The 12,549-nt window shown below is 26.8% G+C and carries 10 protein-coding genes; 8 read left to right on the top strand and 2 right to left on the bottom strand.

All coding sequences use genetic code 11. The annotated features are described in order from the left end of the window. Positions 1-347 precede the first annotated feature (347 nt). Genes QIA27_RS02125 through QIA27_RS02115 form a run of 3 tightly spaced genes read left to right on the top strand, consistent with a single transcriptional unit; the run spans position 348 to position 5,228 of the window. The gene (locus tag QIA27_RS02125) at positions 348-1,241 is read left to right on the top strand and encodes a 1-acyl-sn-glycerol-3-phosphate acyltransferase (RefSeq protein ID WP_301353623.1); all 894 of its coding nucleotides are present in this window, start codon (positions 348-350) and stop codon (positions 1,239-1,241) included. 23 nt (positions 1,242-1,264) lie between these two features. Beyond that, positions 1,265-4,069 carry a periplasmic flagellar collar protein FlcA gene (flcA, locus tag QIA27_RS02120; RefSeq protein ID WP_301403528.1) on the top strand — a complete coding sequence of 935 codons (2,805 nt, stop codon included), beginning with the start codon at positions 1,265-1,267 and terminating at the stop codon, positions 4,067-4,069. Positions 4,070-4,118: 49 nt separating this feature from the next. After that, positions 4,119-5,228 carry a VWA domain-containing protein gene (locus QIA27_RS02115; protein ID WP_301386325.1) on the top strand — a complete coding sequence of 370 codons (1,110 nt, stop codon included), beginning with the start codon at positions 4,119-4,121 and terminating at the stop codon, positions 5,226-5,228. Positions 5,229-5,234: 6 nt separating this feature from the next. On the opposite strand, the gene QIA27_RS02110 is transcribed toward QIA27_RS02115, so the two are convergent. Then, positions 5,235-5,600 (bottom strand): tetratricopeptide repeat protein, encoded by a 366-nt coding sequence (locus QIA27_RS02110; protein ID WP_301353620.1) that lies wholly within the window; start codon positions 5,598-5,600, stop codon positions 5,235-5,237. Between the two features lie 97 nt (positions 5,601-5,697). Next, complete coding sequence (locus QIA27_RS02105; RefSeq protein WP_301403527.1) at positions 5,698-6,834, bottom strand: LysM peptidoglycan-binding domain-containing protein; 1,137 nt, start codon at positions 6,832-6,834, stop codon at positions 5,698-5,700. A 320-nt stretch (positions 6,835-7,154) separates the two neighbouring features. Here QIA27_RS02105 and QIA27_RS02100 point away from each other — a divergent pair, with 320 nt between their 5' ends. From QIA27_RS02100 to QIA27_RS02080, 5 genes are all read left to right on the top strand, one after another. Further along, the gene (locus QIA27_RS02100) at positions 7,155-8,213 is read left to right on the top strand and encodes a hypothetical protein (RefSeq protein WP_301403710.1); all 1,059 of its coding nucleotides are present in this window, start codon (positions 7,155-7,157) and stop codon (positions 8,211-8,213) included. Positions 8,214-8,303: 90 nt separating this feature from the next. Beyond that, a complete protein-coding gene (locus QIA27_RS02095; RefSeq protein ID WP_301403526.1) occupies positions 8,304-9,353 on the top strand; it encodes a BMP family ABC transporter substrate-binding protein in 1,050 nt (349 codons plus the stop codon). Further along, positions 9,353-10,813, top strand: coding sequence for an ATP-binding cassette domain-containing protein (locus tag QIA27_RS02090; protein WP_301403525.1), 1,461 nt, complete (start codon positions 9,353-9,355; stop codon positions 10,811-10,813). The genes QIA27_RS02095 and QIA27_RS02090 overlap by 1 nt, the downstream gene beginning before the upstream one ends. Then, positions 10,810-11,742 (top strand): ABC transporter permease, encoded by a 933-nt coding sequence (locus tag QIA27_RS02085; RefSeq protein WP_301403524.1) that lies wholly within the window; start codon positions 10,810-10,812, stop codon positions 11,740-11,742. Before QIA27_RS02090 ends, QIA27_RS02085 begins: the two co-directional genes overlap by 4 nt. After that, on the top strand, positions 11,743-12,549 hold the full coding sequence (locus QIA27_RS02080) for an ABC transporter permease (protein ID WP_301403523.1): 807 nt from the start codon (positions 11,743-11,745) through the stop codon (positions 12,547-12,549).

Raw genomic sequence — 12,549 nt, 5'->3', positions numbered from 1 at the left:
AATCTTTTTAATAAAGAAAATTTACTCTGCTCTACTTTTAAGTATGTACGTCTCCTGGTACTTTGATTTAATTTTATATTTAAATTTTACTTTAATTTTTACAATAAAAAAAGTCTAATAAATTGAATAGTTTTTAGTGTTATTTTGCTCATTGATGTAAGCTAAAATTTTACTTTAATTTGTGTAATAAATAAGGTATAATGGGTGTGAAATGTTTTCAAAAATGTGTGCTTGTTTAATATTGGTTATTTATTGCTAGCTTTATAGAGTTGTTTGTTCGTAATAAATAAAATGATGTAACTAATGATTAAGTGGCAAAATAGAATGCTTTTAAAGGTGCTAGTTTTATGTTTGTACAAAATGAAAGTTTTGATAAATATTTTAAAGATATGGAAAGCGACTTTGTAAGTCAATTTAAGTCTGTTGAAAATGTTAATTATTTAGATAAATCTTATCGTAGTGCAGATCTTAATAGTAGAAGATTGGTAGATAGAATGATAGAGCGACTTCTTGAGGATGGATCTACCATTGTTGGTATGCAAAATATTTTAGAACTTTATCAAAAGGTCAAATCTGGCAAGTCTTCAATTATATTAATGGAGCATTACAGTAATTTTGATTTTCCCTGTTTCCAATTTTTACTTTACAAAATGGGTTATCATGATATTGCAGATCATATTATTCCAATAGCCGGAGTTAAGCTTTTCAGAGATAATTTATTTGTTAAAACTCTTTCTTTGGGATACAATGCAATATTAGTGTATCCGCCGCATGCATTTGTTGGGGTTGGTTCAGAGCATGCTAGGCAAAGACGTGTTTTTAATGCTAATTCTATGAAATATATTTATGAAAAGAAAAATAGTGGATACATTATACTGATTTTTCCCACAGCTACTAGATATAGAAAAGGAAAGCCTGAAACAAAAAAAATAATTTTAGAAATTGGTAATTATTTTAAAATTTTTGATTATTATTTGATGATTGGAGTCAATGGAAATGTTTTAGAAGTTTCTGAAGATGGAGATATGTCTCATGATGTTTTTAAAAGAGACACTCTTATATATAATGCTGACAAAGTTATAAGTATTGATGATTATAGAGGCAAAATTTTAAACACTTTAAAAGATTGTAAGACAGAGGCTACAAAGGAAGTTTTGGGTTTAAAAATTGCTGAAGATTTAGAAAATCGATTTAATCTGCTTCATGCAGAAGGTCTTGAAGTGTATAAAAAGAGTTTTTGATGAGCTAGGAACTTGATTGCAATATGCCTGATATAGATAAGATAAAACAGTTTAAGAGAGAAATATTAGACAATCTTTCTAATGAAAGATTGTCTAAAGAATCTTTTGGTGTGAGTATGGATGTTAAGCTTCCTGAGCCTGGAGAGAGCATTGTTCCCTGGATAGGTGAAGATCTTAGTTTAGAGGAAAATGATGATGAGCTTGATTTAAATTTCATGCTTGATGCTCTTGAGAATGAGGATAAATTGTCTTACTCTGATATTTTTAATGATAATTTACCTTCAAGTGGTTCTGACTTGAGTATTGATATGGATTCAGAGCTTTCAACTTTGGATAATGATTTTGATGTTTCTTCTAGCGATTCTTTTGAAAGTAACATTGACAAAGTTCTTGATGATAATTCTATTGATTTAGAAGCTGCTTCTAAACTTGATTTTGATAAGTTGATTGATTCTTCAGAACTTAGTTCTGAAGAATCAATCAACAATCAAGGCAATGATAATTTTTTTGAGGCTGGTAATGATTCTTTTGTTTCGGTGGATGATAATTTTTTACAATCCAATAAATCCAATGAAGTTAACATTGATGATACTTTAAATGACAAAAGCCAGACAGACGAACAAGCAGAGATGTTTGTTGAAGACAATTTAAATTTAAGTACTGATGAGAGTGATTTTGAAAATGTTGCAGATGATTTTAAATTTTTAGAGTATGACCAAACTTCAAATTCTAAGCGATTAGAATTTAAAGTTAATTATCCATTATTTTTAAAGCATTTAAATTCCTATCCTAGAAATTTAAGAATTGCAATTGCTGAGGCTTTAACCAAGGAAAATATTTCAAAGTATAAACTTGAAGCGTTAATTGATCTTGTTGAAAGCAATAAAAAAAGGTTGAAATTTATTGCTAAATTTGTAGGGGATATTGTTGGGCGATCTATTAAATTGCCTGTAATTTATTTTAAGGCGGAAGAATTTAGCAAGCTTCAGCAAAAATTGAGCTATAGAGTATCAAGAGCTTTGTTGCCTTTGATAAAAATAGCTTCTTTGTTTATTGTTTTAGTCTTAGTTTCTTTTTACTTTATAGTAGATGTAGTATTTTTTTATGTTGCCTCTGAGAGCAAGTATAAAGAGGGTATAGAATATATATATGCAAATAAAAGAGAGCTTGCAAAAGCTATCTTTAGAGACGCTTATTACATTAGGCCTGATGATAAATGGTTTATCAATTATGCTAAAGCGTTTGAAGATATTAGAGATTTTGATAGTGCTGAAGAGAAATACGAGGAATTGTTTACAATTGAGCCTTTTTCTAAAAATTCTGCAAGTAGAAGGCGAAAAAAGTTTAATAAGGAAGGATATGTTGCATATGCTTCTATGAAAATTAGTCTTGGAGAATACTCTCAAGCTAATTCAATACTTGATGAGGTTATATCTTACGATCTTTATGATTATGATGCTTTATTGTTAAAGGGAGATAATTATTTTAAATGGGCTAAAACAAATCCTAACTATTATAAAGATAGTATTAATAGCTATACGGTTGTACTTTCTAAGTATGGACAAAAAAAGGAAATTTTATTTAAACTTTTCAATGCTTATATTGAAGCTGGTTTAGATACTGAATCTGATAATGTTAATAATTTTATTAAGTCAAATGAAATTACAGATGTGGATGAAGTTGTTTACACAAAATATGCTAAAAATCTGGTAGATAAGTATATTTCTTTTGTAACTTATAATCAAAGGGCAAATAATCTTGCTATAAACTTAAATTATCTTAATGGGCAAACAAATTTATTGAATAAGGAATTCTCTGATTTCAAAAGAAATGATGGCAGAACTATTTTTAAGCTTGACAATAATGTTAATATGAATTCAGAGATTGAATACGTTCTTAGAAAAATATTAAATAAAAATCCCAATTACGATAAGGCACTTTTTGAAAGTGGAAGATATTCGTATTACATAGGAGATTTCAAGAAAGCCGAAGTATATTTGCTTAAAGCATTAAATAGTTTTAGGCAGAAAAATTCAATTGAAGATGCTGGAGACAAGATATTGGCTTATAAAATTTTAGCAGACATTTATGAAAAATCTAAAGATTCTCTTAGAGCTAGTAATATTATTGGTTTAGCCTTGAATGATTATTCTTTTTATAAAAAACACAATCTTATAAAAGGATCTAAGGAAATTTCTTCAATTTATGAGAAGCAAGGTGATATTCTTAGATCTTTAAATGACTTTAAATCTGCGATATCTTCTTATAAATTGGCAATAAATGAGGGTGTTGATTATCCAGATGTTTACTATAAAGTTGGATTACTTAGCTACAGAGAAAATAATTATGATGATGCATTGAAATATTTATTTAAAGTAGAGAGCATGGCGGGGTTTTCAAGTAGTAACGAAGTTTTAAATTCTATTGCCTTAACTCTTTATAAGACAGGTGATTTTTTAGCTTCCAGAAGCTATTATTTAAGGGTTATGCAAAATTTAGAACTAGAAAAGGCCAATGTTTTGAATTTTAATCCCAAAGAAAATGATTATCATAAAATTCTTTTACTAAAAGAAATTGAGACTTATAATAATCTTGGAGTTGTAGAAGTAATGGCATCTTTTTCATCTATAAGAGATACTAAACTTTTTAATTCTGGGATTAGCAATTTAAGCGAATCAGCTAAGATTTTTGATATATTAAATAGAGATGAAGATATGGTAAAAAGTGTTAAAAAAGATCTTGCTAGTTTGAATCTTAGGAATATTTTCAAGAATAGTTTTTCTAAATCGAATGTTTTGTTTTATGAAAATTTATCCGAAAAACTTTAATTATAGGCCTTATTTATTGGTTTTGAGTTGTTTATAGGGTGGTTTCCTTATGAAGAAAATTTTTTTATTTTTTTTTATTAGCTTTTATTTGTTTGGGCTTGAAGATGGTTCTTTGAAAATTGGCATTGATGATGTTTATGTTGAAGCCCATGAAGAGGGATTTCATCTTTTTATTAGAAAAAAACCTTCAATTAAATCAGTAATATTGACAGAGTCTTTTGAAATTCCCGATAAGAAAAAAGATGTGGCTACTTATTCATTTCGTACATTAAGCTATAATAAGGTTAATGGAGATGAAATTCGAATTTTAAATGGAAGAGTTATCAAAAATAAAGAACTTTTGTCATTAACATCTTCTACGCCTGTTCCTAATAAGAAGTTTGGAGAAGCTTTTCATATATTGATTCCAAAAAAATTAAAATATGGATTTCCAAATTTTTCGACAAGAAGTGGTGAGATTGATTTAGAAATATTAAAAAATAAAAAAGAGCCCTTTTGGTTTTCTATAAGATCTTTTGAGAAAAAATATAATGATTATTTAGGCAAATATCAAGACAATGCTTATGAATTACTTTTCAAGGATGATCAAAATCAAGGGAAAATTGAATTTAATGAATTAAGGGATACTTTTACAAAATTTTCGGATGAAGTTGTTATTGCTAAGGATGGCATTGATATTGTTGATAAAATAAAAAAAATTTTAAAAAACTCAGAAGATTCAGTTTATGATTTAGATCTAGTTCTTGTTGTTGATGTTACTGACAGTATGAAAAGTAATATTGAGATTCTAAAAGAGCATTTATTTTCAATAATAGAACCCCAATTACAAAAGTTTAAATCTTATAGAATAGGTCTTGTTTTTTATAAAGACTATCTTGAAGATTTTTTAACCAAAGCTTTTGATTTTAATACGATTCCTTATTTAAATAATATTCTTAAATATGTTAATGTTGGTGGTGGTGGAGATTATCCAGAAGCTGTGTTTGAGGGGATTGATGCTGCCGTAACTCAGTTTGATTGGCGAGCAGAAAGAAGATTTGTTATTGTCATAGGGGATGCTCCTCCTCATGAATATCCAAGAGGGTCTGTTGTTTATGAAGATGTTATCAATTCTGCAAAGGAAAAAGATATTACAATTTATGGAATAATATTTCAGTAAAAATCTTTATTTTTTTAAATTATTATTTTCTATTTTATTTAATATTTTTTTAGCCAAAGGCTTAATCCATTTGGGCATTTCCATTTTATTTTCTATTAGCTCTTCAAATATTTTTTTTGCTTTTTCTGTTTTGTTTATTGTGTAGTATATGAATGCAATTTCATATTTACCAGTAGCAACTACATTTGGATTGTGAGCGAAATTTTGAATCATTTTTTCGTATGCTTTTAATGCAGAGTTGTAATCATTAACATTGATAGCCTTTTGAGCTTCTCTAAGGTAAACCTCATAAGGAGTTTCTTTTGTTAATTTCTCTAAGTTAATTGTATAGCATGAAATAAGTATTAAGCTTAATAATGTTAGTTTCTTCATTTCCTGTCTCTTTTAGAATGTTTTTATTATTTAATTTTATTAGATATAAAATAAGATAGCAAGGCCCTAAGGGCCTTGCTATAAGATTGTTTTTTCTTTATTTGGCAGGAATTATTATTTTCCAGTTAGAATGAATCAGATCTGGATTTTGTATTTTTTGTCTGTTTGCAAACCAAATTTTTGGCCATAGGTAAGGATCGTTGTATAATTTCTTAGAAATGCCCCATAAGGTATTGCCTATTTTTATTACATAAAGCTCGCTGCTTGCATTGATTTGATAAGCTTCTAGATATCTTGCAGATTCTAAAAATAATTCATTGGCAAGTCTAAAGTTTTTGACATTTTTAGCCTCAACCCCTTTTTCCCATAATTTTCTAGATCGCTCAATAAGTTCTAGTGTTTTAAATTGTTCTTGGGGTTTAGAGTTTTTTGCTGTTTCTATCCTTTCTTCGTATGCTAGTACTATTGGAGTTGGAATTTTTGTTTCTCCAAGAAGATAAATGCCCCCATTTATATTTAAAAGGTTTAGGTGACTGTTTCTTTCCTTAATAAATGCTCTACCATTCCATGGTGATGGCTTGATGAGCTTGTTGTTGCTATAAATTGGCAAGTTAGAAGCTGCTTCAAGCGCCTTTAATTGTTTGTACATTCTCTCATCAGTTTCTTTTAAAGCTTTAGCTTCTTTGGCATTTTTTGCTGCTTGTTGTGCTCTGTTGAATGCTTTGCTATACATGTCAAGGGCACTGTCAAGATCGTAATTTTTATATTTTCTTGTTGCTTCAAAATACAAGTTATTTACTTCATCTATTTCCAACGGAATCCATACATATGCTTCATTTGCTTCTGCATCGTTTAGATACTTTTCAATATTTTCTTTAAGGTAATTTGTTTTTTCTTTTTTTTCTTTTGTTTCTTTTATTATTGTTTTGTACCTTTCAAGTACCTTGAGCGCAATTTCATTTCCTTCTGTTGTTTTTCTTTTAGAAAAATTTTGCTTCATTACTTCTTCTAATTTTTCAGCCTCATTAAACTCTTTAGAATAAAAAAGATGCCCTCTCTCTCTTATTAGTTCATTTTTAATGTCTTTTATATCTCTTAATTGAAAATTTTTATTAACTGGCTGTGCAATTTTAGCATTTTTGTTTTCTCTTGCTTCTGGAGGCGTTTTGCATGCAATAAAAGAGATTGTCGCTACAATGCTCAGCATCAATATTAATTTATTCTTTATATTCATAAATACACCCTTCTTATTAATTTATTCTTTATATTCATAAATACACCCTTTTAATAACTTGGCTTCTATTATCTTTAAAGTAAGAACCTCTAAATATTAACGTTCCTTTTTTTGCTATTTTATTATTATAGCAATAATAGTATGTCAATAAAAACTTAAAAAAACTTAATATTTTTAATCCTTAAATTAAATTATAGTTCTTTTTCATCATTGTTCAAAGTGTAATAAATTTATGTAAAACAAGGTATAATTAAGCTTATAAGTTTTTCAAAGATCAGGAGAACTATATTTTTAGAATATATCATTTTGTCCTTTTGATATTGCTTTCAAGTAGGGCTCTGTTTTCTCAAGTAGCAGTTGTAAAAGAAATAGAAGGTAAAGTTGATGTTGTTAGAAATACATTTTCTGTTAAGCTAGATTTAGATGACGAAATTTTTGAATACGATTTTATCGAAGTTGGAGAAAATTCAAAGCTCAAAATAAATTTATACGAAATAAACGGTATTTCTGCAGATTTAATTTTTTATTCCAATACAAATAGTTTTGTGTTTTATTCTTCTCTTAAAGATTTGCAAGATGCAAAAATATATTTATTTAGAGGAAGTGTTGATGCTGTAATTCATAATATTGTCAAAGGATCTTCGTTTTCTGTTATTATAAATAATAATTTGTTTAAAACTGAAAATACGTCAAAATTTTATGTCAACAGTGATTATTTTAATAATTATTTTATTAATGTTTACAAGGGTAGCGTCAGGCACATTGATAAAACCGAATATTTAATTTTTCCCAATAATAGTCTTTTGTTTTTGAATGGAAATTCTTTTTTACATAAAGTTAATGAAGGCACTCTAAAGGGTGTTAATCAAAATTTTATAAGGATGGCTAAGGATAATTTCATGTCTTTAAATAAAGGGTTTTTATATTTTTTTATTTTAAAATATATTGAAGATAGTTTCAGATTTAACTCTATGTATAATTATTTAATAAAAGATTTTAGATTTAATTCTATATATTCAAAATGGAGCTTGGAAGATAAAAATTATAAACTTGGGAACAGGATTGATATGATTAAAAATATTAATTATTTAAAGGGAAGAATTGGTGTACTGTTTAATAATTTTGTTGATTTGGCTAATAGGTTTTATTTTGTTGATGATGTTTTTAAATATTTTTCTACTTTTTTTGACAAGTCAATGACTGTGCACAGTCCTATTTCAAAATTTTTAAAAGATTACAAAGCTAATAAAAATGTTTTAAAAAATAAGTTTTTTAAAACAATTCATTCTTTAAAGATGTACTTAAGACGTTCAAATGATGATATTACTAGCAATTTAAATGCTAATGAATTGTATTTGTTGCGCCCTAAAGAGTTTTGATTTTTATAGCTTATTATTGACATTTTTTATTTGACTTTTTTGGCTTTAGATGAATTTAATAATAATTAATAAAAAGGATGTATTATCTTTATGAGTAAAAATTTGTTTTTTAAAGGGTTTTGGATTTTATTCACGATATTTCATTTATATTTATTTGTCTATTTAATTTTTTTAAAGAAGCGAAAGGTTGATATTTCTAATAAAACAAATATTGCTTTATTTATTCCAGGAATTATTTCAGGATCTCCATCTTATAAAGAGATGTATGATTCTTTGTTTGAATTTAAAAAAAAGCATAAAAATCTTGAAATTAAAGTTTTAGAAGCTGGATTTAATCAAAGTGAGTGGATAGAAATGCTTGAAAAATTATTAACTTCAAAAAAATATGATTTTTTAATAACTACAAATAATGCTATGCAAGATATTGTTGATAATGTTTCAAGCGATTACCCTTATACTAAGTTTCTCATTTTTGATTCTTTAGTAAGAAACACAAACGATCAAGTCTATTCAGTTTCGTATAATGTTGCAGAAGAAGCATATATTTTAGGGTATTATGTAGGTCTTTTTTTAAAAGAATTTAATTCTGGTTTTGGGAATGCTGCTCTTATTGCAGGTCAAGATTATCCTATTATGAGAGATTATATTTATCGTTATTTCAAAAAAGGTATTCTTGATGTGGGTGTGAATTCTGAAGTTTATTATCGAGTTTTGGGTAATTGGCATGATAGTAATTTAGCTAAATTGTTATCAGATTCTTTAATTAAGGATTCGGGTGCTTTAGTAATACTTCCTATTGTAGGACCTGCTGTTGAAGGAGTGCTTTCATCTATTAGAGAGAATAATATTTTTGCGATTCTTTTTGATAGTGAAAATTATTTGGATAATAAAGAAAATATTATTGGGTCAGGGATTACAAATCAAAAATATTATGTTTCATATATTTTGGATAAGGCGCTTAAATCAGAGATTAACTATGGTAATTCTGATATTTTTGGTATAAAGCACAAAGGAGTTTTATTTAACATTTCGAATGTTTTTTATTTAGAGCGAACCAGTCAAAAGTTAAAAAGAGATCTTTTAAAAAAAATAGAAGAGGTTAGTGTAAATGGCATAGAAATTAATTTGGAACAAAATTAATGGTAGAGTTTAAAAATATAGTTAAGTATTTCCCAGATATTGATAAGCCTATTTTGGACAGTATTAATTTAAAAATCGGAGAAGTTAAAATTTTTACAGTAGTTGGTAAAAATGGAGAAGGAAAAAGTACTCTAGCCAAGATTATTGCTGGAATTGTTGAATTTGATAGTGGAGAAATATTGGTAAATGGTATTAAACAGAAAAATTGGAATGTAGATAAAGCTAAAAATAATGGCATTTATCTTGTTTCTCAAGTTCCTAATTTGAAAATGAATTTAAGAGTATGGGAATATTTAAGTATCTATTGGTTTGGTTATGCATTTTTCATGCCGATGAATAAATCTAAAACCTATAAGTATTATAGATGGCTTATGCAATTTTATAAGATTTCTTTTGATCTAGACAAAAAAATTAAAGATTTAAATATTAAAGAGATTTATTTTTTGCTCATTATTGCTTCTCTTAAAGAGAATGCAAAAATAATTATTTTTGACGAGAGTGCTGCCTATTTTTCCCAAAAGGAAGCGCAAGCTTTTATAAAATTGCTTGTATTGCTTAAGAAATCAGGAATTGCTTCTCTTTTTATTACCCACAGTGAGATTACAGATGCTATAAAATTTAGCGATGAGTTTATTGTTTTAAAAGATGGAAAATGTTTTAGAACAATAAACAAAGAATCAATTTTGAGCAAACTTGAATCCTCTAGCGACAAAATGTTTTTTGCAAATATTAATTTTAATAAACTTGAAAAAGATTCTATTAAATTTAATCTGTTTTTTGAAGATTTTTGGAAATACGATGTTAGTTTCTCTTTAAATAAAAGGGGTGTTTTAGGAATAATTGGTGAAGAAGCTACAATTAAAACGTGGGAAAAACTATTCTTAGGAGAACTTATTTTTGTTGGATGCATAAAAATTGATGGTATTAGATATGAGCGAATAAATATTTTTGAGTGTAAAGCAGGATTTTTACCCCTAGGTATTGGCAATTTATTTCCTGATAATGGTAGTATATTGGATAATTTTTTAGCTAAATTTATGAATTTTGAAAATAAAATTTTTATTAGGCAATCTTACATTAATAAGATTAAAGATTTTTTTAAAAAAAAAATGGAATTTTGTAGCGAAGAGAAAATATATAGAATCCTTTATTCTAAATCTTTAGCATTTTCTGGAGGAACTTTGAAGAAGTTTGCTCTTTACAGAGAGATGTATATTGCAAAAAGTTTTTTAATTTGTTTTTCTCCTTTAAGTAATTTAGATCACAAAGCTTATAATGAAATGTCTGTTGCTATTCGTAATTATTCAAAGGAAAAGCCAGTTCTTTTGATTACTTCCAATTTAGATGAATTGTTTTTGCTCTCTGATAACATCTTGGCAATGAAAATGGGAGAAATTTTATTAAACGTATCTAGAGAAAAGATTAGTAAAGAAAAATTAAAGGAATTACTATTTTTATGACCTTGTTTAGAAATAGCTTTATTGCATTAATTTTTTCTTTTTTGATATTAAGTATTAGCTATTTTTTTGGTGATTTTTTTCAATTTTCTTATATCAAGATGATATCTTGGCGCTTTATTTTATTTTTAATCATGGCTACTGGCATTGCCACCTGCGCTAAGAGTAATTCATTAAATCTCGGAAATGAAGGCCAAGTTTATTTTGGAGCATTTTTAGTTTATATATTTTCAAGTTTTTTTGGATTAACCTATTTTAATTTTATATATTTAATATTTTTGAGTTCTTTTTTTGTAGGACTTTTAGGGCTTATTCCTTTTTTTATTACTTTTTTCTTTGGATTAAATAGAGCCTTAACAGGCCTTTTAATATCTTATGGAAATCAAAGGTTGGTAGATGGATTTATTTTGAATATGTTAAAAACAGGTAGTTTTTCTAATCAAACAAAAAGAATTAATAGTTTATTTGCTTTAGATTCATCGCTTATTTACTTGTTTTTATTTGGTGTGTTAATTTGGCTTTTTTATGTTTTTATGCATAAAAAAACTATTTATGGACTTCAGCTTGAAATATTAAGCAATAAGAAAAAGAGAGATATTTTTTTTAATATAAGTGAGTTTAAATATAAGTTTTTTGCTGTATTTGGTAGCGCCTTTTTAAATGGTCTTGCGGGCTCTATGTTTGTAGTGTTTTTTAAACCATATTTGGTTTTAGGGCTAACCTCAGGACTTGGTTGGAGCAGTTTAATTGTTGCTGTAATTTCAGGATTTAATTATATTTATGTATTATTTTTTAGTCTATTATTTTCAATATTAATAGAGTTTAATAATTTTCTTAATATAAATTATGACTTTAAGTATGAATTTATTGGGCTGTGTCAATCAATTGCAATTTTTCTCTCTTTATTTTTGATTAAAGCTAGGAAAAAGTAGATGTTTGGTATTTTTGAGCAAGCTCTTGTATTTTCGTATTTAGCACTTGGGGTTCTTTATACAGAAAGAATAGGACTTTTAAATGTATCTATTGAGGGTATTTCGTATCTTTCAATATTTTTAACATCTTTTTTTATTTATTTTGGATATGGAATTTTTCTGTCGACTATTTTTGCTCTTTTTATTAGCTTTTTGTTTGGATTTTTTTTATCTTTTATAGTAAAGAAAAATTATGATATTTTTATAGCAGGAATAGGCATTAATATTTTTTGTTATTTTCTTGTTGATTATTTAATGAAGAGTAATTTTAATTTCATTCCTGGTTTTACTTTAAATTTATCTGGGAATTTTGGAATTATTACTTTTATTACTATTTTTTTCATTTTTTTATTTATTACTGTTTATGTTATTAGTTATTCAAGAATTAGAGCAGTTTTCGAATTTATTTCTTCGGGGAATTATGAAGACATTTTGGGTGAGAAAATAAGCAATCGTTTCAAATCTTTTGCAATTTTTGTATCAATTTTAACGGCAAGTCTTGCCGGTTCATTTATTGCGGTAAATCTTAAAGCTTACTCTTATAATTTGGGATTAAACAATGGTTGGCTTGCTATTTGCATTCTTTATATTGCATTTTCAAATTCTTTATTAATTTTTCCAATTTCTTTTTTGATAGTTTTTTTTGAATATCAATTTTTTCATACTCAAGAGTATATAAATTCTTATTTTTCTCTTTCTTTTCCATTTTATGTAGCAATAATAATAAATATATTGGTTTCGTTGATTAAGAAAAAAGATAAATCTTAG

Source organism: [Borrelia] tanukii (assembly GCF_030439725.2).
Lineage (GTDB): Bacteria > Spirochaetota > Spirochaetia > Borreliales > Borreliaceae > Borreliella > Borreliella tanukii.
This window is presented reverse-complemented; position numbering and strand designations above follow the sequence as displayed.

Coding starts and splice junctions, on each gene's coding strand:
- QIA27_RS02125 (WP_301353623.1), top strand. CDS start 348: ATGTTTGTACAAAATGAAAGTTTTGATAAATATTTTAAAGATATGGAA.
- flcA (WP_301403528.1), top strand. CDS start 1,265: ATGCCTGATATAGATAAGATAAAACAGTTTAAGAGAGAAATATTAGAC.
- QIA27_RS02115 (WP_301386325.1), top strand. CDS start 4,119: ATGAAGAAAATTTTTTTATTTTTTTTTATTAGCTTTTATTTGTTTGGG.
- QIA27_RS02110 (WP_301353620.1), bottom strand. CDS start 5,600: ATGAAGAAACTAACATTATTAAGCTTAATACTTATTTCATGCTATACA.
- QIA27_RS02105 (WP_301403527.1), bottom strand. CDS start 6,834: ATGAATATAAAGAATAAATTAATATTGATGCTGAGCATTGTAGCGACA.
- QIA27_RS02095 (WP_301403526.1), top strand. CDS start 8,304: ATGAGTAAAAATTTGTTTTTTAAAGGGTTTTGGATTTTATTCACGATA.
- QIA27_RS02090 (WP_301403525.1), top strand. CDS start 9,353: ATGGTAGAGTTTAAAAATATAGTTAAGTATTTCCCAGATATTGATAAG.
- QIA27_RS02085 (WP_301403524.1), top strand. CDS start 10,810: ATGACCTTGTTTAGAAATAGCTTTATTGCATTAATTTTTTCTTTTTTG.
- QIA27_RS02080 (WP_301403523.1), top strand. CDS start 11,743: ATGTTTGGTATTTTTGAGCAAGCTCTTGTATTTTCGTATTTAGCACTT.